The 23183-nt window shown below is 43.6% G+C and carries 23 protein-coding genes; 6 read left to right on the top strand and 17 right to left on the bottom strand.

Annotated features, from left to right (window positions below):
• Positions 1-123 precede the first annotated feature (123 nt).
• Both glpD and R7P67_RS09090 read left to right on the top strand, forming a co-directional pair.
• Positions 124-1683 (top strand): glycerol-3-phosphate dehydrogenase, encoded by a 1560-nt coding sequence (gene glpD, locus R7P67_RS09095; protein WP_017636005.1) that lies wholly within the window; start codon positions 124-126, stop codon positions 1681-1683.
• A 275-nt stretch (positions 1684-1958) separates the two neighbouring features.
• Positions 1959-2912 carry a CorA family divalent cation transporter gene (locus tag R7P67_RS09090; RefSeq protein ID WP_005380188.1) on the top strand — a complete coding sequence of 318 codons (954 nt, stop codon included), beginning with the start codon at positions 1959-1961 and terminating at the stop codon, positions 2910-2912.
• A 73-nt stretch (positions 2913-2985) separates the two neighbouring features.
• Here the strand turns inward: R7P67_RS09090 and R7P67_RS09085 are convergent, their stop codons facing one another.
• On the bottom strand, positions 2986-4170 hold the full coding sequence (locus R7P67_RS09085; protein ID WP_253657447.1) for an NnrS family protein: 1185 nt from the start codon (positions 4168-4170) through the stop codon (positions 2986-2988).
• 182 nt (positions 4171-4352) lie between these two features.
• Between R7P67_RS09085 and R7P67_RS09080 the strand changes: the two genes are divergently transcribed.
• A complete protein-coding gene (locus tag R7P67_RS09080) occupies positions 4353-4904 on the top strand; it encodes a gamma-glutamylcyclotransferase family protein (RefSeq protein WP_005391700.1) in 552 nt (183 codons plus the stop codon).
• 39 nt (positions 4905-4943) lie between these two features.
• Here R7P67_RS09080 and R7P67_RS09075 read toward each other — a convergent pair whose 3' ends face one another.
• Positions 4944-5531 carry an outer membrane beta-barrel protein gene (locus R7P67_RS09075; RefSeq protein ID WP_005391699.1) on the bottom strand — a complete coding sequence of 196 codons (588 nt, stop codon included), beginning with the start codon at positions 5529-5531 and terminating at the stop codon, positions 4944-4946.
• 427 nt (positions 5532-5958) lie between these two features.
• Here R7P67_RS09075 and ebgR point away from each other — a divergent pair, with 427 nt between their 5' ends.
• Positions 5959-6945 carry a transcriptional regulator EbgR gene (gene ebgR, locus R7P67_RS09070; RefSeq protein WP_262653534.1) on the top strand — a complete coding sequence of 329 codons (987 nt, stop codon included), beginning with the start codon at positions 5959-5961 and terminating at the stop codon, positions 6943-6945.
• Positions 6946-7118: 173 nt separating this feature from the next.
• Here ebgR and R7P67_RS09065 read toward each other — a convergent pair whose 3' ends face one another.
• Positions 7119-8036: a LysR family transcriptional regulator gene (locus tag R7P67_RS09065; protein WP_394630758.1), complete on the bottom strand. Its 918-nt coding sequence runs from the start codon at positions 8034-8036 to the stop codon at positions 7119-7121.
• Positions 8037-8148: 112 nt separating this feature from the next.
• On the opposite strand from R7P67_RS09065, the gene chrA reads away from it, so the two are divergent.
• Together chrA and R7P67_RS09055 are read left to right on the top strand one after the other, a co-directional pair.
• The gene (gene chrA / locus R7P67_RS09060) at positions 8149-9288 is read left to right on the top strand and encodes a chromate efflux transporter (RefSeq protein ID WP_154205075.1); all 1140 of its coding nucleotides are present in this window, start codon (positions 8149-8151) and stop codon (positions 9286-9288) included.
• A 113-nt stretch (positions 9289-9401) separates the two neighbouring features.
• Complete coding sequence (locus tag R7P67_RS09055; RefSeq protein WP_154205074.1) at positions 9402-10517, top strand: phosphatase PAP2 family protein; 1116 nt, start codon at positions 9402-9404, stop codon at positions 10515-10517.
• A 99-nt stretch (positions 10518-10616) separates the two neighbouring features.
• Here the strand turns inward: R7P67_RS09055 and R7P67_RS09050 are convergent, their stop codons facing one another.
• The 14 genes from R7P67_RS09050 to R7P67_RS08985 form a co-directional block, all read right to left on the bottom strand.
• Positions 10617-11630, bottom strand: a complete 1014-nt coding sequence (locus tag R7P67_RS09050; protein WP_005386465.1) for a tetratricopeptide repeat protein — start codon at positions 11628-11630, stop codon at positions 10617-10619.
• 20 nt (positions 11631-11650) lie between these two features.
• Positions 11651-12592, bottom strand: coding sequence for a type II secretion system F family protein (locus tag R7P67_RS09045; protein WP_005386462.1), 942 nt, complete (start codon positions 12590-12592; stop codon positions 11651-11653).
• Between the two features lie 2 nt (positions 12593-12594).
• Entirely contained in the window at positions 12595-13563 is a 969-nt protein-coding gene (locus R7P67_RS09040) for a type II secretion system F family protein (protein WP_046875024.1), read from the bottom strand.
• A 9-nt stretch (positions 13564-13572) separates the two neighbouring features.
• Positions 13573-15018: a CpaF family protein gene (locus R7P67_RS09035; RefSeq protein WP_046875025.1), complete on the bottom strand. Its 1446-nt coding sequence runs from the start codon at positions 15016-15018 to the stop codon at positions 13573-13575.
• A 12-nt stretch (positions 15019-15030) separates the two neighbouring features.
• Positions 15031-16239 (bottom strand): AAA family ATPase, encoded by a 1209-nt coding sequence (locus tag R7P67_RS09030; protein ID WP_005386455.1) that lies wholly within the window; start codon positions 16237-16239, stop codon positions 15031-15033.
• 4 nt (positions 16240-16243) lie between these two features.
• Positions 16244-16777, bottom strand: coding sequence for a TadE/TadG family type IV pilus assembly protein (locus R7P67_RS09025; RefSeq protein WP_005386454.1), 534 nt, complete (start codon positions 16775-16777; stop codon positions 16244-16246).
• Positions 16774-17238, bottom strand: coding sequence for a TadE/TadG family type IV pilus assembly protein (locus R7P67_RS09020; RefSeq protein WP_031781046.1), 465 nt, complete (start codon positions 17236-17238; stop codon positions 16774-16776). The genes R7P67_RS09025 and R7P67_RS09020 overlap by 4 nt, the downstream gene beginning before the upstream one ends.
• Before the next feature lies 1 nt (position 17239).
• Positions 17240-18559, bottom strand: a complete 1320-nt coding sequence (locus tag R7P67_RS09015; RefSeq protein WP_137282334.1) for a pilus assembly protein TadG-related protein — start codon at positions 18557-18559, stop codon at positions 17240-17242.
• A gap of 25 nt (positions 18560-18584) precedes the next feature.
• Positions 18585-18809, bottom strand: a complete 225-nt coding sequence (locus R7P67_RS09010) for a hypothetical protein (protein WP_031781045.1) — start codon at positions 18807-18809, stop codon at positions 18585-18587.
• A 13-nt stretch (positions 18810-18822) separates the two neighbouring features.
• Positions 18823-20286: a type II and III secretion system protein family protein gene (locus R7P67_RS09005; RefSeq protein WP_005386449.1), complete on the bottom strand. Its 1464-nt coding sequence runs from the start codon at positions 20284-20286 to the stop codon at positions 18823-18825.
• A 7-nt stretch (positions 20287-20293) separates the two neighbouring features.
• Entirely contained in the window at positions 20294-21049 is a 756-nt protein-coding gene (gene cpaB, locus R7P67_RS09000) for a Flp pilus assembly protein CpaB (RefSeq protein ID WP_005386448.1), read from the bottom strand.
• A 13-nt stretch (positions 21050-21062) separates the two neighbouring features.
• Positions 21063-22376, bottom strand: coding sequence for an AAA family ATPase (locus R7P67_RS08995; protein WP_165401630.1), 1314 nt, complete (start codon positions 22374-22376; stop codon positions 21063-21065).
• A 62-nt stretch (positions 22377-22438) separates the two neighbouring features.
• Positions 22439-22927, bottom strand: coding sequence for a prepilin peptidase (locus R7P67_RS08990; RefSeq protein ID WP_031781044.1), 489 nt, complete (start codon positions 22925-22927; stop codon positions 22439-22441).
• Positions 22927-23100, bottom strand: a complete 174-nt coding sequence (locus tag R7P67_RS08985) for a Flp family type IVb pilin (protein WP_031781043.1) — start codon at positions 23098-23100, stop codon at positions 22927-22929. The genes R7P67_RS08990 and R7P67_RS08985 overlap by 1 nt, the downstream gene beginning before the upstream one ends.
• Between the last annotated feature and the right edge of the window lie 83 nt (positions 23101-23183).

Here is a 23183-nt window from a genome sequence, read left to right as displayed (position 1 = left end):
TTTTTTGTGTCTAAATCACACAAAACGCTCACAAACGAAAATAATAGATGATCACAAACGAAACCTGAGCTAGGATTACATTATGTTCTAAAATGCTCGTTCGCTCACCAAGAGGTCAAATTTATGAGTATACAAAATAATGCTTCCACTACTAGCTCATCCACTACCTTAGACTTGATCGTAATCGGTGGCGGCATTAACGGAGCTGGTATTGCGGCAGACGCAGCAGGCCGAGGTTTGAGTGTTGGCTTATATGAAGCAAATGACTTCGCATCTGCGACTTCTTCAGCAAGTTCTAAACTGATACACGGCGGTTTACGCTACCTTGAACACTACGAGTTTCGTTTAGTTTCGGAAGCGCTCGCAGAGCGTGAGGTTATTCTTCGTAAAGCACCACACGTCGCACTACCAATGCGTTTCCGTTTACCGCATCGCCCATTCCTACGCCCAGCTTGGATGATTCGTTGTGGCCTTTTCCTTTACGATAACTTGGGTAAACGTACGACGCTGCAAGGCAGTAAAACCGTCAACCTTGCGAAATCTGGCTTGCTAAAACCAGAAATGAAAACGGGTTTCGAATACTCTGACTGTTGGGTTGATGATGCGCGTTTAGTATTACTGAACGTTCTTGCGGCTCGCGAAAACCATGCTGAAGTGCGTAACTACTGCCGCGTGGAAAAAGCACACCGTGAAGGTGGTATCTGGCACGTTACTATTCACGATGTGATGACAGACCAACGTTTCGAACGTAAAGCGAAAGCGTTAGTCAATGCAGCGGGGCCTTGGGTAAAACAGTTCTTTGATGATGGATTAGAGCAAGCCTCTCCTCGTAACATTCGCTTAATCAAAGGCTCGCACATCGTTGTTCCTCGTATCCACAACGAACCGCAAGCCTACATCCTTCAAAACAAAGACAATCGCATCGTATTTATGATTCCTTACTTAGATAAGTTCTCAATCATTGGTACAACAGATGTGGAATACAAAGGTGACCCTCGCGAAGTGTCGATCTCAGATGACGAAGTCGATTACCTCATTGATATCGTAAACCAACACTTTGTCCACCAGTTGACTCGCGAAGATGTAGTTTGGACATACAGTGGTGTTCGTCCTTTATGTGACGATGAATCTGACTCTCCGCAAGCAATCACACGAGACTACACGCTAGAGCTCGATGCGGAATACGACCATGCACCTCTGCTTTCTGTTTTTGGTGGTAAGTTAACGACCTACCGTAAGTTAGGTGAAGCAGCAATGAAAAAGCTAGCTCCGTTCCTACCTGAAATGGGTAAAGACTGGACTGCCAACCAAACCCTTCCTGGTGGTAACTTCAGCTGTAGTCGTGAACAATTAGCTAAACAAATTCACGCTAAATACACCTGGGCGCCAGAAGCATTGATTCTTCGTTATGTCACACAGTTTGGTACCCAAACGTGGAACTTAATGGAAGGTACAACAAGTGAAGCTGACTTAGGACAAACGTTCTCGGCACAAGCAGGTGGTGTTTACCAACGTGAGATCGATTACTTAATGAACCATGAAATGGCAATGACCGATGAAGACATTTTATGGCGCCGTACTAAGCTTGGTCTTTACATGAACGAGGAAGAAAAACAGGCCTTAACGGACTATTTAAAGAAAAAGCTACAACAGAAAGTGGTTAATCTTTCTCAAGTTGGCTAACAGCTCCCCTCCCTCCCCCACAATAAAGCCTGCTTAGTTGCAGGCTTTTTGTTTTGTTGTTTAAGCACAACACCTTGGTGCGCTCCACTCGATTGCAAATAAGAACAACTATTCATAGACATTTGGCGTTAAATACAATCATACTCATTTGAAAAATAATGCATCAATGACTTCAGAGTACCGTACTCAGAGTATTGCCTCTGTATGGCAATGCAATTCTCGCGAAAGAAGTATCTTGAGGTTATTTTGGTATCGGCTCAAACAAGGAAAAGAAAATGGGTTTTATGATTGAACATTGGGACTTCTCAACCCCAGAAGCAACTCAACAATCCACCACGGCAGAGCAAATTCAAGCTAAGCATTGGTACCATTGCGAACGGCTGCATCCTGATATTCGTGGTTGGCTGGAGCAGAACCAAGTACCTCGAGCTACGGTTGATCATCTATTAGCCGACGAAAGCCGACCATCTTTCCATCCTTTGGATGACGAGAACTTCATGTTGATTTTACGAGGCGTCAATATGAACGGCAATGCATCACCAGAAGATATGCTTAGTATTCGAATTCTCTACTTTCAAGGCGCACTCATTTCAACTCGTAAAATTCCATCACGCGCGATCATGGAGATTCGCCAAGCATTAGCGGAACACAAAGGCCCAAAAAGTCTTGCCAGTTTACTTCATCAGATCATTGAAGGATTAAACAGTAAAATAGACATTTACCTTGATACGATTGAAGAAACACTAAACCAGTTCGATGTGAATGATGAGTCGACGTACAAACATATGGCTACTCAAAAAGCACTGATTTCTATCAAGCGTTTTATTCGTCCTCAGCAGTACGCTATCCGTGATCTTGTGGAGTCAGAATCAGAATTGATTGCTTTGAGACCTCATCAATATCGCTTCGCACACAATAATATTACGCGCATAAATGAAACACTTGAGTTTTATCTTGGAGAAGTGGCGCTTTTCCAAGAAGAGATCAAACATCATCGTGATGAGAAAACCAATAAAAACAGTTACCTGTTTACTTTGGTAGCAACGATTTTTCTACCAACCAGCTTCTTAACAGGTTTACTCGGTATCAATGTTGGTGGAATGCCAGGCGTGGATTCCACCATGGCATTCACCTGGTTCTGCATCGCCTTAATTGTCATTTTTGGTCTAGAGTGGTGGCTATTTAAACGCTTGGGGCTCACGAATAAAGCGGACGACGAAGACGAATAAACACTAAACCTATAAAGAACAAAAACCAAAAGAGGAGCACGCGGCTCCTCTTTTCTCTACTCACATTAGAATCTTATCCGGGGTGACCATCCACACGAGGGGTCACAAGCATCACACCAAAGCGCCACACAAATAGCCCAAACGCAACAATCCATAATCCACCGCTGATATCAATCCACAGTATCATGTTCGCTGGATCAAAGATCACGGCGAAACTGCGAACCAAAGCTGCCGCGGTAATCGCTGCAAACGCAAGGCTCATGTTTGGCCCTTTGTAGATCATGCGACCAGTATGTCCCATCGTCACCCGTGTAATCATCGCTAAAATCAAACCGCCTAACGCACCTATCGCAAACAGGTGAATGAGGTTATGGCTGGCAAATGCATCTCCCCAGACGCCTCGCAAAATTAAGCTTAGTGGTAAACACAAATACGCAGCATGCAGCGACCACACTAAAGGCTCGCTCAGGGTTAACCAAGGTTTCCAGCGAACAAAACGCACCAACTGAGCAACACCTGCAAACAGCATCAAAGGACTACCTAGTTCTGCAAACGTCACAGGGAAAAAGCTCAGCACAAATAGCATTACCAACGGCAAGTTCGCAAACCACTCTAACCAAGCCAATGGTTGCGCTTTTTCGAAATTAAATCGACGCGCAGTAAAAAATGGAATCACACGTCCGCCCATCACTGACAACAGCAAGGTAAACCACCACAGCATTGCTTGCCACACCGCTGAAGAGCTAAAGGGCGGCATACCTTTTATCGTTGCGTAGCTTGCAAAGTTCGCAAAGATGGCTAAAAGAAACAGTGGAACGAAAAACAAATTACGCCAACCTTTGGCTCTATACACACGAATGCCCACCTCATAGGCGACAAACAGTAAAAATACCGCTTCGATACTGCTGGTTAACCATAACGGTGCAGGTGTCCAAAGCAAGATGCGGGGCACTAACCACAAGCCAAATAAAGCCAGAAGCATGTAATGCTTGGTACCATTAATGCCAGTCCAGTTTTGTACCGCGGTCAGTACAAAGCCAACTACAATGGCCATCGAAAAACCGAACAACATTTCATGTACATGCCACCACAATGCAGGCACAGCTAATGCGTTTGGCTGTCCGTCTTGGAACATCCACACCCACAACGCAATCGCAACAATGGCGTAAATCGCCCCAAACAGAAAAAACGGCCGAAAGCCTAATCGCAGCCATGCGGGGATTTTTTCTTCTACTTTTTTATCGGTGATATTCAGCATTATCTTGCCCTCAAGCGTCTCTCGATGCTGGTTAACTCAACTACATATTGATGCTACCACAAACATGTATAAAAAATACATGTTTATAGTTGAGATTATACTTAAGAGGTAAAGTTGTGCTTCAGATGCGGGTTAGGTATAAACATGAGAGGCACAACTATCAGTTAAGGGATGCAACGGCAATGTACATATTTGGCTATGGCAGTTTGATTAATTCTGCGTCGCGTAAGTTAACCGGACAAACGGGAGAAGCCATTCCCGTCATTGCTCATGGACTGGTGCGCTACTGGGGAAAGATTGATGACAGCTATACTCTGTCTCCTCTGGTTGTGAACCAAGGCGATGGGCAGGTTAATGGCGTTTTACTCGAAGTAAATGAAGAAGCGCTCGCAGAATTCGACCGCCGTGAGCGAGGTTATCATCGTATTCAACTTCAGCCAGATCAAATCGAAACAGATGCGAGTTTTAACCAAGAACATGACATTTGGGTTTACGTAAAAGACGAGCCACTACCACCATGCGCAAAGAGCCCAATCATGCAAAGTTATGTTGATACCGTGCTGGCAGGTTGCTTGGAAGTTTCCCACGCGTTTGCAGAGCATTTTGTGCGTCACACCATTGGCTGGCAACACGCGAAAGAAAATGACCGCCACCAACCCAAATATGGCAACCTTGCAGGCGTACAAGAGCACCATTATGAGTTGATTGATAATCTGATCAAAAAAGGAGCCTAGCGGCTCCTTTTTAGTATCTATATTTTTGCTTACGCGATCTTAAAACTTGTAATCAACGCCAACGTACAGGCTGTCAAAATCAAAATCTTCGCTGCCACCGTTTTCGGCATCAATACTTACCGAAGAAGCACGGTAGCCACCAGATACAACCAAACCTGAAGAAAACTCATAACCAGCCTCAACACCGTAGTTAAAGCCTACATCACGACCATCATCGGTAACAGTGCTAGATGATTTCACTTCATAAGAAACACTCATTACACCAAGGCCAGCAATCGCACCAACATAGAAGCCTGTACCTGCAAATTGGTATTTAGGCTTCGCATTGAAATTGAACGCAGAAGCATCAACACTAAATTTAACCGGCCACCCCATGTAAGAAAATGTTTCTTCAAAGTCGCCAAAGTATATGTACTCACCTTCAAAAGCTAGTTTGAAGTTTTCTGAATATTGAAGCTCTTTACCTACAGCCAGGCTAAGACCTGTCGCAGAAAAATCTTTTGACAAGCTTTTAACTTTAAGATCTGAATTTACCAAATCAGCACCAACATACCAGTCACCTTTTGCTTGAACTGATGCTGAAGCAACCACTGCACCTAAAGCCAATAATGGCAATACTTTTTTCATTATAATTTCCTAATTTTTCATACTGTTAGACAGCTTTTAAAAGCGCGGAGATTATAAATAGAGTTGAATACTTTCCTATTGATTTGTTTATAAAATGAGACACAAAACATAAACATGAACAATAAAACGTTTGCTTGATTAAACTCTAAACGGCTCGAGTCCTATTAAGTACTAGAGTTACCACAAGTAGCAAGTTTCCAAACCAGTCGCATTTTTCAGTATTTTTACAGCAATATAATCCTTACGTTTACGGCTTTATTTATTACTCAATAGAGTCTATTTCATGAAAACAAGTTGGCTTGATATGATGATTTAAAGTGTTTAGGACTGTCTTACTAAAGGTTTGTGCATCTCTAAGTAGCTGTTTAAAATAGTCAGATTATTGAGCTCACACTTGGGCAGTGAGCAGTGCCGACGGGAAATTTACATGGCAAAGCTAAAAGATATCGCCATTGAAGCGGGCGTCTCACTTGCAACCGTATCGCGGGTTTTGAACAAGGACCCAACGTTGAGCGTTAAAGAAGAAACCAAATACCGCATTTTGGAAATTGCAGAAAAACTGGAGTACCGCACCAGTAGCTCGAAGAAAGGCATCAAAGAAGTTAAGCAAAAACATCACTTTTTAGCCTTATATAACTACAAACAAGAAACAGAGGTGAATGACCCTTACTACTTATCAATTCGTCATGGGATTGAAACGCAATGCGACAAACTAGGTATTACGCTAACCAATTGCTATAACAGTGAAATTGATGTTGAAACGAAAAAGATAACAGGTGTCCTTTTAGTCGGAAATGTCGACCAAAAGATAGTAGATAAATTACCTAAACGTCTAGCCGATAGCATCTGCTACATAAACTTTTCAGATCCAACCTGCCCTTATGATTGCGTTGATGTCGACCTTATTCGAATCAGTAGGCAAGTAGTTGATTTCTTTGTACAACGAGGCCACCGCCGCATCGGTTATATTGGCGGTCAAAACAAGCCCGACGCAGCTGACATTCGTGAAAATGTGTTTTTGGACTATGGCTATCTAAAAGGCGTGGTCGCAGAACAAGATATACACTATTGTTCCTGCTCTAGTTTGTCCGGTTATAACTTAGCGAAAGAGATGCTAGCCAAAGGTGACTTCCCGAAAGCAGTATTCATTGATTCAGACTCCATCGCGATTGGCATAGTACGTGCAATCCATGAATTTGGCTTAAAGATACCAGAGGATATTACGTTGATTAGTATGAATGATATTCCTACTGCTCGCTTTACCTTTCCGCCGTTGTCTACAATTCGTATTCACTCTGAGTTGATGGGAACTCAGGGAGTGAACTTACTGGTGGAAAAATACCGAGATGGACGCTTACAACCTCTTCATGTATACGTGCAAACAGAGCTTAAACTACGTGGTACAACTCAATGATACCTTTTCCATTAATCTCTTTTATGAATTAAATCTGGAACATCCCCCCCCCCCAACCAAAGACATTCATTTTGCTCAATCAGTACTGTTTCGGTATAACGCCGATAACTCAGCGGGTAGTAAGAAGTTCAACAACAAATCACTCTAAGCACCATGAGTGCCCCAAATGTTTATCATTTAGAGGTGATGGTCGAAGAAACCAACTCGCGTAGCCAAATGCCTTTGTCTTCATTGTTTCGGCTGGAATGCCACAGCATAGCAATATCAAAATCCGCAACGGCGATCGGCGGCTTAACGGTAACGAGATCGTCCGAAAAGCCCTCCGCCAACGCCATTTTTTCTGGCACGATGGCAATGAGATCGCGCTTTTTCAATAGATGCCGAATAGTGAGAAAGTTGCGCGACGCCACGGTGACTTTGCGGCTCAAGCCATGTTCTGCGAGCTTTTGGTCTACTTGTGTCTTTAAGCTCCCATCGGGACTTACCAGAGCTTGCTCGATGTTCGCGAACGCTTCCAGAGACAGCTGTGTTTCCCCTTTCAACACCTGTTTATCACACATGCACACGTGTTTTTCGGTGTACAAGTACAAGCTCTCAAAGTTGTCATCCAACACCGGCATGCTGCCAATAATGACATCGAGCTTTTCATGCTCAGTTAGTGCCACGTAGTTGCTACGATTGACGTTAATAAAACTGATCTGCGCCTCTGGGGCGCGCTGGCGTATTTCGTCATAAAGCCGAGGAGCAAAGATAAACTCGGCATAATCCGTTAACCCGATGCGACATACACCCGCGTAATTTTCAGGTTGGAAGGCAGACTTAGTGAGCAAGTCTTTGGCGATAGAATCCAACAAGTGATGCACAGTTGGCGCGATGTGGTGAGCGTGCTCGGTGGGCTCCATCTTGTGCCCTTTTCGCTCAAAAAGCGGGTCGTCAAACAACAACCTTAAACGAGACAAACTATGACTCATCGCCGACTGGCTAACGTAACTTTTCTCTGCCGCGACGCTAACGCTTCGATAGCGATACAAGTAGGAAAACGTCACCAATAAGTTCAAGTCAATGTTGCGCCACTGAATGTCCTCTTTCACTCCAACATCCTCATCCCATTTCATTCATAGATGAAATTAAAATCATCAATTTGAGTCATTTTAGAGCATTCGATAAATTAGCAACAATGCTTTTTAGATAAACAGGCTCGACATGTTCACCATATTCAAAACTTTTTTCTGGCTGGGTTGGTTCAGCTTCGGCGGTCCTGCGGCTCATATTGGTTATTTTCGCCAAACATTTGTTGAGAAACTGAAATGGCTTGATGACAGCGAGTACGCGCAAATTGTCGCGCTCAGTCAGTTTTTGCCGGGACCGGGCTCAAGCCAAGTTGGCTTTGCTTTAGGCTATAAACGTGGCGGTTTAGGTGGCGCATGCGCAGCATTTGTCGGATTCACGCTTCCTTCAGTGGTCATCATGTTGGCGCTGGCAATGGTGAGCAGCCAAATCACCGACACCGCAGTGTTCCAAAACATCGTTCACGGCCTAAAACTGCTCGCAGTCGTCGTCGTGGCGGATGCGACTTGGGGCATGTACAAAAACTTCTGCCAAAGCAAACTGACCGCGGGTTTGTGCATCGCGACTACGATTGCGTTGCTGGTGGCACCAAGCATCATGACGCAAATGTTCGTGTTGATCGCAGCAGGTTTTGTCGGAATGCGATATCTAAAGAAAGACTCCGCGCCATCAGCAGAGCCGTTTAAACCGTCTATCGCGCCATTGGCTCTATTTGCGGTGCTTTTACTCGGCTTACCGTTAGTGGCTCATACGTTACCTTTGCTTGGGCTGTTTAGTGATTTTTTCCAAGCTGGTAGCTTAGTGTTTGGTGGCGGTCATGTGGTTCTGCCGCTTCTGCAAAACATTGTTGGCGACCAGCTCAGCCAAGATGCATTTTTAACAGGCTACGCCGCTGCACAAGCTGTACCAGGGCCAATGTTCACCTTTGCGACTTTTATCGGTTATGAGCTTTCGGATACGCCAATTTTAGGCGCTCTGATCGCAACGCTTGGCGTATTCCTCCCAGGGTTTCTTTTACTGCTTGGCGTTCTTAAAAACTGGCAAGCACTGGCAGGCAAACCGCTGGTTTCCGGCGCCATCAACGGTGTAAATGCCTCGGTAGTAGGGTTACTACTCGCGGCACTTTACCAGCCAGTATTTAGCAGCGCAGTTGTTGCTCCCATCGACATGGCGTTAGTGGTTGCAGGTTTTTATCTACACAAAAAGCTCAACCTATCGGTTCTGTGGATGATCGTGTTTTTTGTGGCGGCAGGCCTTGTCACGGGCATGATTTAGCCTGCTGATACGCCAACGATTGAATCCAGATAAACCACGGGCACTCAAATACGAGTGCCCGTTTTCTCAACTAAGCTTAATGATATTGGAAGGATAGAGATGACGGATCATCAATGGAACAAGACAACAATTACGAGCTCAACCTTAGCTGGCAGCAAAAAGCATCGGCTTTACTCACATCAGTAAAGAATGAGTTATTGAACGATAGGATTTTCTACACCTATTGCTTTATCTCGACTGCTGTCATTTATCTTTGTTCTTTGTATCTCGATTTCCCTATCGATTACTCTTTTACCACTTACCTTGAAACACTCATACAAGCTTTGTATGTCACAGGTTTAAGCTGGTGTATCTACTATTATTTCTATCTCATACTGCGCAAAGAAAAACAGCCAGCAAAGCGCTTCATACGAAAACTGAAGCATCTTATTTTTCCGCTGTACCGACCTGTATCAGTGTTTGTTTCGATGATGGCACTCAACCTGATTTTCTCTAACCACACGTTTTTGAAATCGCTGATTCCAATCATCAATCCATTCAAGTGGGATCTGACCTTTGCGAATATTGATTCGTTGCTACACTTCGGGTTTGCTCCGTGGGAGTTGACCCATGCATTATTCTCCAATGCTTGGGCCTCATTAGGGCTAAATGTAGCCTACAACGCATGGTTTTTTTGTATGTGGGGCATACTCATCTTTTTCCTTATCTACAAAAAATACCCGTTGGTAAGGCAACAGTTTTTACTCACGTTCGCATTGTCTTGGATGATTCTTGGTGTCTTCTTCGCCACGTTGCTTTCTTCAGCAGGCCCATGTTATGTGGAGCTTATCACTGGAGATGAACAGTTTGTTCCTCTGATGAAAACGCTCGAAGTCCAAAGCCAATATCTTACCAATGTAGACGCTGGGCAATTGTGGGCATTGCCTACACAGCAATATCTTTGGGATGAGTACATCGCGAATGCCAATGGTATTGGCTCTGGCATTTCGGCAATGCCGAGTTTGCACGTTTCCATTGCTGTTTTGATGGCGCTATCAATTTATAGACTCAACAAAACCATCGGCTACTTTGCTTACGCTTTCGCAGTCATCATTCAAATCGGTTCGGTACATTTAGCCTGGCATTATGCGATTGATGGCTACCTCGCAACACTCTTGACGGTGATGTTATGGAAGATAGTTGGCTGGGCTTTACGGCGCTATGCTTCTTACCCTGAAAGAAGCGAATGACGGCTAATTGAACAAACACCTTTGCAACGGACTACTCCCCATAAATGAAAAAGCCACTCTATCTTGCAGAGTGGCTTTCTTTTAAAAGGGTCTTCAAATTTATTGGAGAAGCGCGGTAGAGGTATCCCCTCGCTCTCTCACCATTGCCAATGCTCGTTCTAGGTTTTTATTTGCCAGTTCATAGTAGGCAGGGTTCTTATCAATAGCCTGTTGTAAATAAGGAATCGCCTCTCCTGGTTTGCCTTGAAGGATCAAGAAATAGCCAACATTGTTGAGCGCTTCGGGTTCTGTCATGTGTCGACTAAAAATACTCAGAGCTTGTCGTGGCTGATCTTTAGCTAAAGCAATGAGACCTAAATTATTGATTCCTCTCTCATCTCCTGGCTTGATACTTAGTGCGGCTTGAGTAAAGTGCGCCGCTTTTGAGTAAGCTTTTTCCATGTAGTAGGAGTAGCCAAGGCTGACCAAAGCGTTTACGTTTCTTGAGTCAATATCCAACGCTTTTCGAATTAACGCCTGCGCAATATCGTGGTCGCCACGAATGTCGTAAAGCACACCTAGACCGGAGTAAGCAGAGACTGGTGATTTATCATCATAGCGATATGTTGCAACGCTCTCTGCAGTAATGTTGTCTTTAGTGATGGTAGGATCGCCATCCATGCGAATTTGGTCAGCATTCAAAGCGCGTATGTAGTAGCTTTTCCCGACGTCCTTTTCTCCACGCTTCGTGTATAAAGTACCAAGCTCAGTCAGGGAGCCAATATGATCGGGGTTCTCAGCCAAAGATGCTCGAAATGATTTATCGGCGAGTTCTGAATTCTCCCTAGCTAAATGGATGCGCCCCACGGTGTACAAGGTTTTATCTTTATGGACCGCATTCGGGAAAGAGAGCGAGCGAATATATTCATACAAGGCTAAGTCGACATTTTTGTTGCTTAATGCAATATCCCCTCGTGAGATTGCCTCTTCCTCTGTTTTGGGAGGTTCATCATTAGTGAGAGACTCAACGGGCTTACCTGAGTACAGCGTTGAATCGAAATCTGATGACTGTTCAGTTGTTGAACATGCGGTAAGCACCAACAACGAGATGATGACGTATTTCTTAATCCACATAACGATCCCTATTTTGCTTTTTAATTAGAAAATGCCTCAGCCAATGAAATTAACGCAGGTCCGATAGCCACTATAAAAAAGCAAGGCCAAATAAATAGCACCATTGGAAACATCATTTTGACTGGGATTTTTGCAGCAATTTCTTCTGCTGCTTGTTGACGCTTATCCCTGTAGTCTTCGGTATATTCACGCAAGGAGTTGACTAAACTCCCCCCTATTCGAGAGGCATGGCTAAGCATACTTACCAGCCCCATTAATTCTTCTAACCCTGTTCTTAATACTAGCTCCCTCAGCGCTTCTGGCATTGGTTTGCCCGCTTTAATTTTGTTGCACACCGTATCGATTTCATCGGCAAGCTCTGGGTGAGAGATAACCAGTTCATCAGCAACCCGACGCAACGCTGCATTAAAGCCAAGCCCTGATTCGGTACAAACCACCAGCAAATCAAGCATGTCGGGCACACCTGCACGAATCGCTTGCTGACGCTTGTTCACCATTCGACGCAAAATAAAATCAGGAAATAAAAGCCCAATAAATACGGATAACGCCATATACGTGTACAGGTATTTAGATTCCGGAACCGAGAAATACACCAGTGCCGCCACCATCACACCTAAGATCGTCGTGACCGATTTAATGGCATAAAACATCGATAATGCATTGCTTTCATGAAACCCAGCATGCATCAGCTTATTGCGTGTCGTTTGGCGCTCTTTTTCACTGGTTGGGGAAGTTAAAGGCGCTAACGACTCCAAGGTGTCTGACATTTTTTTGTTGTGATGAGAGACTTCTTTCTTATCACCAGACAATTCGGCTAACTTTCGTTTAATTGGCGAGTTAACCCCGATAATTATCGAGCCTAACGTCATCACAACCAACACTGTAGTGATGAGGATCAACCCCATAAGCAGTGTTTCTTGGCCGACAGCAAAATCGTTTAACCATCCTTGAATACTTTCCATGGCTACACCTCAATATTGACGATTTTACGAATCCAAAGCGTACCGATAAACAACGCTACCATCCCACCAATGACCATTTTGATCCCCATTGGATGCGTGTGGAGTAACTCAATATACTCAGGTCGAACAAGGGAAATGATGACGTATAAACCAAAAGGCGCTAATACTAATACCCATGCCGACATTCGAGATTCCGCCGAAATGGTTTTTATTTTTCGAGCAAGTTTGAAACGAGCACGTAGGATATGGGAGAGCTTCTCAATGTTTTCGACTAAGTTACCACCCGTTTCCTTTTGCAGTAACACAGCACTGGAAAAAGCAAGCATAGATACGGTAGGAGTTCTCTCCGACATTTGCATAATCGCCAAACGGAGGTCATAACCATAGTTGAGTAAGTTAAAGGTATTCATGAACTCAGGACCAAGCGGAGCACTAACCTCTCTGCCTACTTCTCCAAACCCCTGCGTAATTGGCTGCCCTGCCTGCAAAACTCGCTTGATGATATCGAGAGCCTCTGGCAGTTGCTCTTCAAATTTCATTAAACGATCAGCAATCCTTTTCTGTATGTAGAAGTAAACAGACACCCAGCAAGCAAAAGCAACACCAGCACAGAGGTACCAAACTTGCCCGAACAAGAACAGAAATAGACCAACCGCAGTCCCTCCGAGGAATGTGAGGAAAATAAACCGACTGAACCCCATGTGTATCCCAGCCAGTTCCAACTTCTTCTTAAAGTTATCGAACAGGCTAAACCTCACAAGCCATCGCTCTAATGGCGATAGATTCTTGAGCGAGTTTTCCCTTAATAAAGAAATACTCTCTTGATCAATATGTTTATGGCTTTCGTGTATCCGCTTGATTAATTGCTTATGCTTAACCTTTTTACCCGCAGAAGGCAGAATTAACGCTTGGCTAATAAAGAATACGGACAAAAACAGCAGTACAAGAAAAAGGGGGAATTGACTATCCATAGCAATCTCCTAACGGGCTTTTTCATTGAATATTTCAAATGGTACGTCTAAGCCTCGTTTTACTAATTGGTCATGGCAGCTTGGTACAATCCCTGTAGCCATGTAATCACCTAACACATTGCCTTCTTGATCGACCCCTCTTCTTTGGAAGGTGAAGATCTCCGACATGGTAATAACGTCACCTTCCATGCCATTAATTTCTTGTACGCTAACCATGCGACGTTTACCGTCTTCCTGACGATCCATTTGCACAACAATATTGATGGCAGACGCGATCTGCGCTCTCAAGTTTTTTGTCGACACATTCCACCCTGCCATCGAGAACATATTCTCAATCCGGCTCAGCGCATCTCTTGGTGTATTCGCGTGGATAGTAGCCAAAGACCCATCATGACCCGTGTTCATTGCGGATAGCATATCCACCGCTTCTGAGCCACGAACCTCACCAACAACTATCCGATCGGGACGCATACGTAGTGAGTTTTTTACTAAATCACGCTGAGAAATTTCACCCTTACCCTCGATATTGGAAGGACGTGTTTCCAAACGGATAATATGTGGCTGTTGGAGTTGTAACTCTGCCGAGTCCTCAATGGTTACAATGCGTTGGTCGCTAGGAATAAAGCTCGACAAAATATTTAGCGTGGTTGTTTTACCAGAACCTGTACCACCAGAAATCAGGATATTCATTTCCCCCACAACCGCCGCATTAAGAAACTTCGCCATTTCAGGAGACAACGATCCAAGTTCTAATAAGTTATCCATGTTCAAACGTTCAACCGCAAAACGTCGAATAGAAACTGAAGGCCCATCAATAGCAAGAGGAGGTATAATCGCATTAAAACGTGAGCCATCTTTGAGTCGAGCATCCACCATGGGTGAAGCCTCATCGATCCTTCGACCCACTTGGCTTACAATACGGTCGATAATGTTGCGCAAATGGCGTTCGTCTAAAAAGGTGTGCGGTGTTTTCTCCAACTTACCAAAACGTTCGACGAAAATATTTTTCGGGCCATTTACTAAGATATCTGAGATTGTTTGATCTTCAAGAAGTGGCTCAAGAGGCCCCAGGCCGAACACTTCATCTTCAATTTGATGTATTACGCGGTTTCGCGCTTCTGAACTCAATGGGTGTGTTTGATCTTCCGCAATGAGCTGAACAACCGCTTCGCGCAACTCCTCTTTCGCGCGATCTTCTTGCAAATGCGATAGAAGCCCGAGATCCAAGGTATCCAGTAGTTTCTTGTGGTAGTAGTGTTTTATCGAGAGATCTTGTTCTAATTGCTTTTTCTGCTCCTCGATCGCTTTCATCTTGGCTTCTACCGGCGACAAAGACTTTTGCTCATCTGACGTGTCTTCATCAGATTTTGCCAACTCGACATTCACAACCTTGGATTCTTTTGTTTCATCTACGGAATTGAAAGAACTCCCGACGCCTTTCCGTTTGAAAAACATAACTCCCCCTTACTAAGAAAATAGTTTTTTTATCCAACTTTGATTCTCTTTGGTCGGACTTTCTAATAAGTGCGATATTTCAGCCAAAGACGCTTTCAGCGCACTATTTTTCTTAGATTGAACAATTGGGTTGCCCAAATTAGCGCTCTCGATAGCAATAGCAAAGTTATTAGGTACTAAGTGTATTGCATGTCCACTAACCGCATTTTCAATGTCTTTCAACGATATTGTCGATTTCTTTTCAAAACGATTAACAATTAGTTCAACCTGATGACTACTTAAACCATAGTCTAATTCTAAAGAACGTATATAACTAACAGCATGCTTCACCGAGGTAACATTCTGTTGCAGAATCAAAAAAACATGTGTTGCCGGAGAAACAATTTGTTGATAAACGTGCTCAACGCCATGAGATAAATCCACAATAATATGTGAGTAAAACTGCCTCAAAATAGGTAATAATTTACTAACTTGAACCGCATGCTTGTAATTACCTTTAGGATCATTTTGGTTAAAACACAAATAATTCAAACCTGAAGGATGCTGGTAGACTAGTCCTTCTAGTGATAATTCATCTAAATCATTAACAGAATCAATCACATCATTAATATTGTATTTAGGCTTACAGTTTAAATAATCAGCGGCATCACTAAACTGCATATCCAAGTCAACGAGCAACACTTTACTCTTAGCATAGCTTGATAATTCTATTGCTGTATTAATAGCCAAAGTGGTTGCTCCAGAGCCACCTTTTGTATTAATAAACAATGTTAGATCGCCCATTTTCTTATTAGCAATCTTTTCATCCGCGGTAGATTTTAATAAAGGATATAGCTCGCCAAAATCAACCGAACGAGACAAATAATCTGTTGCCCCAAGCCTTAATGCCATTTTAAGGGATGCAGTATCGTTCTCGTCGCCAAATACAATCAAAGCGGTATGATTATGCTGTAAACTGCTGTCACTAGAATAAACATGAGCCACTTTCTGAGCCCAGCTTTCACCGGTTTCAATATAAATGAGATCAGGAACTTGCTTATTTTTCACAAAGTCCAAGTTAAAGGTATCTAGCTCTATCCAATCAATATTTAGATTTACACACCTTGATAGTTCATCAGCAATGTGAATTTTAAAATTTGATGTAGAATAAACTATCCAAATAATCAAGTTAGTTTTTAAACTTTTATGTGTTTCATTATCCATTTTGACTGGTTTCAACATAAAGCTACTCCGCGGAACAATCCGAATAAACAGCAGGGTTATCAGCTTCAGGCTTTAATACACCTAAGCTTTCTGCCGGCAATACAGTTTCAAAAGCAGGCGTTTTTCCTACTGCACTAATAAGCGCAGCTAACACAAAAAACTTAAATTCATAATCAACTGCTCTTGCTTGAACATATTTTATTTTTGAAAACTGAGCATCTAACACTGTAGATGCTGCAGGTGGAGTACTCAAAAAATCCGACACATCAACAGTTGCACCTGTATCGTCTAAATATTCGATTTGTAAATTATTAGCGGTAAAACCTGAAGGATATAGACTCTCCAAAGCTTGATGATTAGGTATTTCATCACGTTCAGAAATAAAACAAACCGTGGCAAGTCGTGCCGCTCGCCTGGTAATTTCGTTGACCATTTGCACTGAATAAAAGTAGATTGCAAACTCAATAATCATGAACAGTACTAACATTACCGCAAGTGCAATTAACGAAAACTCAACTTGGGTCAGTCCTTTCTGTTTCCTTATCCATTGTTTCATGGGCTAGTCCTCATTGACGCAGAAGAGCCAATACTGAAAGCCAAAGAGGTTCCGGTAAAAGGTAAGGTTGAGAAAATAGGCTCATAATTATAAGTAGCCGATATGGTGACAACCTTATTGGTGTCCGTTGGTTGAGTCACAATAATGTCAGCAGCTTCAATATAGTCGATTACCGGCGTACCAACGCCACTCGGCGTGCCATAGATCACCACATTTTTAATATCAGATTCTTCAGCTATACCTTCAAAATCTAACGTGCCATAAGTATCAACCACGGCATACCGTGCGCCATTTTGCAACGCTTTGTTGACCTCTGTGTATTGAATAAAAGCTCGGCTCACGTCGATAACTAATACGGTCAGCATCAGTAGCACTGGCAATGCAAGAATAAACTCTATAATTGCCAGTCCTTTCTGGTTAGCCATCTTTTTCATCTGATGCTTTCTATTGGAGTACATCATATTAAGACCCTCCACTTGACGGGTCTTTGTATAGAACGATTTTGTATGGCCCAACTCCATCTTCATCCGGATCTACCCCAGACGACGCATTTTTTACCGTACAATCCTCTAGAAACTGACCGAATATTTCCGATTCATTCCCCTTGTTTTGCACTTCCTGAGTAACAAAAAAGCATCCTAGGCCCAGTACTTCTAAATCCATCTTGCCGCCTTTTTTTGGAGCTTCATCACAACGAACGATCGGCACTCGTAATACCCTTCGATCGGTTTTCCCATCCGCTCGGTAATATTGCGACTTGCACGCGCCAGGCCCCCCCGTACAAGCGGCTAACCCTTCGACATAATCGGCATAATAAAACGCATCGTTATCAACGGCCGGATCTTCCGCATCCTGATATTGTTGTTGGTAATTGTCGTATGTTACGTTGGACTCTTCGATGTACTTATCTGAAGTAATGCCTTCATCTGGCTTACCCCCATCAAATCTCGTATTTAGACCTTGAGCTACTGGTCCCGTACCTTTACCAGTCTCTGTTGTGACTAAATCACCGACTGTTATGCACTCCTCAGTATCCCCTGCCAGCATTTCTCTTACTGTATTTTTACCGGAACCAAAGTCTAAAAGGTGGTAGTTACCCGAACCAATGCCACCATCCGTGTGCCCTGATGGTTTCAATACATGAATAGTGTCAGCATCTCGATCTTGTGCGCCATTGTAGTTTGGGTTTGAAGAAGGAATGTATCCCCACGCCAGATCAGCTGAGCCTACATCGCCACACATAGCAATAGGCGACACGTTACATGTAGTAATGCTTGGCGCACTTGGTCCTGCAACAGCACTTGCTGACACCCCTTTGTCGAGCCCAAACATGCCACTTAAATACTGTGTCAAAAGAACATTACTAACGGCAACACGAACATAGATGTCGCTGTCACTGCCCAAAGAGAACTCTCCAGCTTCAACAAATGAGCCTTTAGCGTTCGAATTTGAGAAAGTTACATCTATGTTTTCCCCCGTGTAAACTAATTCTTGGTTACCATCAGACGCAGCAGAATGAGTCAGAGCATCATTCGCCGCTTGCGTCGCTAAACTAAGCCGCTCAGCCAAATCTGCCGCGTCGGTCCTTTCATCGACGACAACCGCAGCCGCTAATGCAGCGGAGTCGACCGCGTTTTGTAGTCTTGTTTTATTGAGTACTTGGTGATTCAAATCAATACCAAAGGCTGCAACACCAAGTAAAAATAATAAAACTAAACTAATTAATACCAAGGTAATCCCTTTCTGAGCTCTCCTTGGCGCTATATGCATATTCCTTCGCATAGCCCCTCCTAAGTGAACGTATCACTTAATCATCTTTGGCTACCCCATTGTTGTTATATACCTCTAAGCTAACTTGTGTGCGCTCACCACTACCTTCCGGTAAGTAGCCCAAATTCTCATACCAGGCTTCTGGATTCAGAGTTTGTTCAGCGCGCAGCTGGCTAACCGAGATACCAAGCTCGGGGTCATTCGCACAGCCAAACAAGCCGAATGATGTGAAACAAATGGTCATTATCATTATGCTTTTCATCTTGTTCTCCCACTTATAGACTGTGCCCAAACTTGCCCTCAGAGCCACCTTCTGACGAACCGTATTGAATAAAATTGTTGTTAGTATCTTCTTCACTAATGTCGTTTAGCTGGTACCTATCGAAATCCAACTCAGCACCTTTACCAAGCAAATAGAACTCCACATCGTTTGGAGCAACAAAACCATCTGTTGGTAGAGTGATTCGACGTCGATCAATTGGGGTTGCTAATCGAGGAGTAACCAGAATGACTAGTTCTGTTTCCCCAGAGGTAAATTCTTCACTCTTAAACAAGCGGCCTAACACAGGTAGATCACTCGCACCAGGTATACCATTCGCAACGTTACGCGCGTTTTCACTCAATAGCCCCGCAATACCAATGGTTTGACCATCTGCTAGCTCAATCGTTGTACCAGCACTTCGTTTTGTGATTGGTGGAATAAAGAAAGTGGCATTCACTTCGTTTGGATTAAACGTCAACACACCAGAATTGGAAATTTCACTCACATTGACGTTCAGTTTGAGATTGATTCTCTTATCGCTCAAAATAAACGGAACAAAGTCGAGTTGAACACCGTACTCTTTGTAGTCGATGGTAATGCCATCTTCATTTGGTACTGGAATTGGGAATTCACCACCAGCGACAAACTCGGCTTGCGTACCACTTAATGCGGTAAGGCTAGGCTCTGCCAGCACTTTCGCTACGCCATTTTGCTTCGCCACATCAAGCGCAAAGGTAAACAAGGTATTACTGTCGATAAACGATCCGAGAAAACCGAAATCTTCGACTGTTGGGACGTTCAAAATCGGTCCAATGCCATCAATACCGCCACCAGCAGTCGTACCACCCCAAGTAAAATCCCCACTTCTTTGGAAAAAGTGGAAGTTTGAGTCGAAGCGTCTTACAAGTGTGCGCTGTACTTCGGCAACGGTAACTTCTAGCGTCACCTGCTGAGCACCACCAATAGAAAGTAGATTGATGACCATACTTTCATCATCTTTAGAGCTATCATCTTCTTCATCTGCCGCTTCACCCAAAGCAAAGGTTTCAGCAATTTTGACCGCAGTGTCCATGTTTTGCTGACTGCTGACCAAGCCTCTAAGTACCACTTTTTCTTGCGCACTGTGCACTTCGATATTTTCATCCGGCAAGAACTGATAAAGCTTCGACTTAAGCGTATTTAGATCATGCGTGACTTCCACGTTAAACTGCTCAATTAACCGGCCTCTGCGATCCCACACCGACACATTCGTGGTACCTAACTTCTTACCAATAAGAAACAGCTCGTTCGATCTGAGCACTAAAATATCCAAGACTTCTGGATCCCCTAACGTCACTTTCTTTGCTTGGCCTGATATCATCAATTGAGTTGATTGGTGATGTGCAACGGTTACGACTTTTCCTGACTGCGCCGTAGCTGCGTTAACAGACAAGCTGACGAAAAGTAACTGGCTAACAAGTAATATTATTGTTTTCATAATTCACCTAATTGCTGACTCGGACACTGGATGCCTGAGATCCCTTAATAATGGTCACACTAGGTCGTGGCGTGTATTTTCTTGCTACAACAGGTTTATCCACTTCATGAGGGTTGCGCAGAGCAAGCTGTATATCGCCTTTGCTGTTCGCCGATAAGAGCTTTTCTGCCTCTTTCGGTGTTACTTCTAAAGTCACAGCGCGTACAATCACGGGTTTGTTATCATTCGTTTTGGCTGTTTGGTCCACCGCAAGAACATTGATATTTTTAAGCACTGTTTTTGTTGTGGCGTTTTTACCTTGTCCATAACTCACTGTATTCAGGACATCGACCTTGTTGCCTGGTAACAAAAAACCTGCCACACCGATAACGTCATTTACGCGAATAGTGATTGCTCGCTTGTTTTCTGGAATTAATGCAGCAAGTGTTGCGCCTTCACCAGGTAGGGCAAGGCGATGAGGGTTAACAAGTTCACCCGCGTAAATAGTATTGGCAACGATTCTTCCCAATGCCTGTTCTTTTACTTTCAATGTTTCATCATCTATCCAGTCCACTTCCATGAGCTTAGTAGACAAATGTTTCTCAGAGAGAATAGTTCCTGGTTCTAGCTCCATGGCGGCAACTAAAACGGGATGCCTTTCGACCTCTTCTAACTCGACTGTTGGTTGGTTTCTGCCATCCATCCATTGTTTAGCTATCAACACGGCAGCAAGGCCGAAAACAATGGAGAGTAGCAATAGCATGATGACTTGAGTCCGACTCATAATTTAGATCTCCCTATTCATCCACTGTGAAATACAGTCCCCAGGCACGAGTTAAAATGTCTGATGAGACGACTTTTCGTTTTCCTTCAAAAACGAGAACGTCTCTGCTAATGCCCAAAAGATCTTTAGGTAAGCATGGATAATTAGGCATTTTATTTTCACGGTGCAATTGATTTAATGTGTCAAAAAATTCAGGCGACAACGCGAGTTGCAAGTCTTTGGACAGCGATAACCAAAGCGCTTTATAGTCATCATCACCAAGTGGCTTAAACTCAATTTTGTACCCCAGACGGCGTAAAAAAGCAGGGTCAGCAATTTTGCTTGGTGCAAAATTGGATGAGAATGCCAAAGTAAGCATAAATGGCACCGTTACTTGTTGACCATTTGGCAGCGCCAGATGGTCAAATAAGTATTCCATTGGAACGATCCATCTATTTAGCAAGGCATCAACAGGCATTGACTGACGACCGAGATCATCAATCACTAAGATTCCGTTGTTAGCCATCATTTGAAGTGGCGCAATCCATACACGATTATGCTCGCTGTGGTTTACCTCAAGCATCTCCAATGTCAGCTCACCGCCCACTTGAATGTTTGGTCTTTCACAAAGAACCCAGCGTTTGTCGTAATGGGTTTCCAACTTAACGAAAACCTGAGAATGGGAGTTGTCTAAACGACGGTGATGATGCTCTGAGAACACTTTGATGATGTTGCCATCGGCATATACGGCGTAAGGAATAAACACCGAAGTGTTCATTGCATTGAGCACTCTTGATGCAACGTAACTTTTACCAGTACCCGCGTGGCCGTAAAGCAACAAAGCTCGTCCAGAGTTGATAGCAGGTCCGAGAACAGGAACTAAGTGATCCGAGCCAAAAACATCAGATAATGCACGCTCTACATCGATACGGGTAACAGGGTTTTTGCGTAGATCTTGTCCTTCAACAACGGTCCAATACTCTTCCAAAGAAACTGGAACAGGACCGATATATGGATCTTTTCTATATGCAATGTCTGCTTCCGCAAGTCCTAATTCCGTTAGACTATAACGAATGTTCGAGTACGAATGGTTTAGCTTCTCAGATGTAGGCTGATATACCTCAACCCAGCTTCGTTTCCTCAACTGCGCCAAAGCAAGTTCAACAATATTTGAAACCACACATAACCGCTGTGTTAACTCGATCAAATCACATTTCGGATAAGCTGACAGGTGTTTCAACACTAAGTTTTCAACGACTGAAGCCGGTATGCCAAGACCTTCTACCGATGAAGGTACTTTTGGTGGATTTATTTGTGGCACGAGTTTTTCCCAATACACAGAGCCCATCACACTTCCCCTCCTTGAAGTTGCTTAGCCAACTGATGCTGCATGCCATTTATTATTTTTATTTAGTGGGTATAGGAAAAATAAGCTAATCCAATTACGATTATCGGCGCGAATGGAATGACTAACGGCTTACTGGACCTAAAACCTGGTGTTACTTTTTCTAAGCAATACCCTTTAATCTGATGTGATAGAGCAACACTAGTCGATGACACATGTAGCATTAGATAAAAAATGCCGACAATGCCTCCAGCGAGTATTATCCCGGTAGACGCTTCCCCAAGGTTACTCAATCCCAACCATGCCCCTATGACGGCGAGTAACTTAACGTCTCCTCCAGCCATTACTTTGAAAAGATACAGCGCGAAACACACCGCAAACGCAACCAACCCACCATATAAATGATCCAAACCAGTTGTGGCTGGGTTGTAAATTACGTTTGCAGTTACTGCAACCAAAAGCATAAGCACCGCTTTATTCGGTATTCTGTGTTTCTGTGCGTCTGAAACTCCAATCGCAATAAGTAATGACCAAATAATTAACTCGCTAACCATTACGAAGAGCTAATACGACCAGCTACTGAAGTGAACTTGTTAGACAAGGTTGTCCAGAAGCCTGAAGTCAAGAATGCAGTAACAATTAGTGCCGCACCTAGGATGTACTCCAAAAGTGTTAGCCCCTCTTCGTCTTCCATGAAGTCCTTGATTAGATTGCGAAAGTTATCCATAAGATTATCCCCTTTATTTAACCAAATCTCGCTTGTCCATGACGCAGGTATCATATACACCCGAATCATGCTTAAACATTAGT

The organism is Vibrio sp. Vb0937, assembly GCF_033338855.1.
Note: the sequence above shows the minus strand (reverse complement) of the source record. Positions and strands in the feature narration are given on the sequence as shown.

Excerpts from the sequence above, each read along its gene's own strand:
- glpD (WP_017636005.1), top strand. The coding sequence starts at position 124 with ATGAGTATACAAAATAATGCTTCCACTACTAGCTCATCCACTACCTTA.
- R7P67_RS09090 (WP_005380188.1), top strand. The coding sequence starts at position 1,959 with ATGGGTTTTATGATTGAACATTGGGACTTCTCAACCCCAGAAGCAACT.
- R7P67_RS09085 (WP_253657447.1), bottom strand. The coding sequence starts at position 4,170 with ATGCTGAATATCACCGATAAAAAAGTAGAAGAAAAAATCCCCGCATGG.
- R7P67_RS09080 (WP_005391700.1), top strand. The coding sequence starts at position 4,353 with ATGTACATATTTGGCTATGGCAGTTTGATTAATTCTGCGTCGCGTAAG.
- R7P67_RS09075 (WP_005391699.1), bottom strand. The coding sequence starts at position 5,531 with ATGAAAAAAGTATTGCCATTATTGGCTTTAGGTGCAGTGGTTGCTTCA.
- ebgR (WP_262653534.1), top strand. The coding sequence starts at position 5,959 with ATGGCAAAGCTAAAAGATATCGCCATTGAAGCGGGCGTCTCACTTGCA.
- chrA (WP_154205075.1), top strand. The coding sequence starts at position 8,149 with ATGTTCACCATATTCAAAACTTTTTTCTGGCTGGGTTGGTTCAGCTTC.
- R7P67_RS09055 (WP_154205074.1), top strand. The coding sequence starts at position 9,402 with ATGGAACAAGACAACAATTACGAGCTCAACCTTAGCTGGCAGCAAAAA.
- R7P67_RS09050 (WP_005386465.1), bottom strand. The coding sequence starts at position 11,630 with ATGTGGATTAAGAAATACGTCATCATCTCGTTGTTGGTGCTTACCGCA.
- R7P67_RS09045 (WP_005386462.1), bottom strand. The coding sequence starts at position 12,592 with ATGGAAAGTATTCAAGGATGGTTAAACGATTTTGCTGTCGGCCAAGAA.
- R7P67_RS09040 (WP_046875024.1), bottom strand. The coding sequence starts at position 13,563 with ATGGATAGTCAATTCCCCCTTTTTCTTGTACTGCTGTTTTTGTCCGTA.
- R7P67_RS09035 (WP_046875025.1), bottom strand. The coding sequence starts at position 15,018 with ATGTTTTTCAAACGGAAAGGCGTCGGGAGTTCTTTCAATTCCGTAGAT.
- R7P67_RS09030 (WP_005386455.1), bottom strand. The coding sequence starts at position 16,239 with ATGTTGAAACCAGTCAAAATGGATAATGAAACACATAAAAGTTTAAAA.
- R7P67_RS09025 (WP_005386454.1), bottom strand. The coding sequence starts at position 16,777 with ATGAAACAATGGATAAGGAAACAGAAAGGACTGACCCAAGTTGAGTTT.
- R7P67_RS09020 (WP_031781046.1), bottom strand. The coding sequence starts at position 17,238 with ATGATGTACTCCAATAGAAAGCATCAGATGAAAAAGATGGCTAACCAG.
- R7P67_RS09015 (WP_137282334.1), bottom strand. The coding sequence starts at position 18,559 with ATGCGAAGGAATATGCATATAGCGCCAAGGAGAGCTCAGAAAGGGATT.
- R7P67_RS09010 (WP_031781045.1), bottom strand. The coding sequence starts at position 18,809 with ATGAAAAGCATAATGATAATGACCATTTGTTTCACATCATTCGGCTTG.
- R7P67_RS09005 (WP_005386449.1), bottom strand. The coding sequence starts at position 20,286 with ATGAAAACAATAATATTACTTGTTAGCCAGTTACTTTTCGTCAGCTTG.
- cpaB (WP_005386448.1), bottom strand. The coding sequence starts at position 21,049 with ATGAGTCGGACTCAAGTCATCATGCTATTGCTACTCTCCATTGTTTTC.
- R7P67_RS08995 (WP_165401630.1), bottom strand. The coding sequence starts at position 22,376 with ATGGGCTCTGTGTATTGGGAAAAACTCGTGCCACAAATAAATCCACCA.
- R7P67_RS08990 (WP_031781044.1), bottom strand. The coding sequence starts at position 22,927 with ATGGTTAGCGAGTTAATTATTTGGTCATTACTTATTGCGATTGGAGTT.
- R7P67_RS08985 (WP_031781043.1), bottom strand. The coding sequence starts at position 23,100 with ATGGATAACTTTCGCAATCTAATCAAGGACTTCATGGAAGACGAAGAG.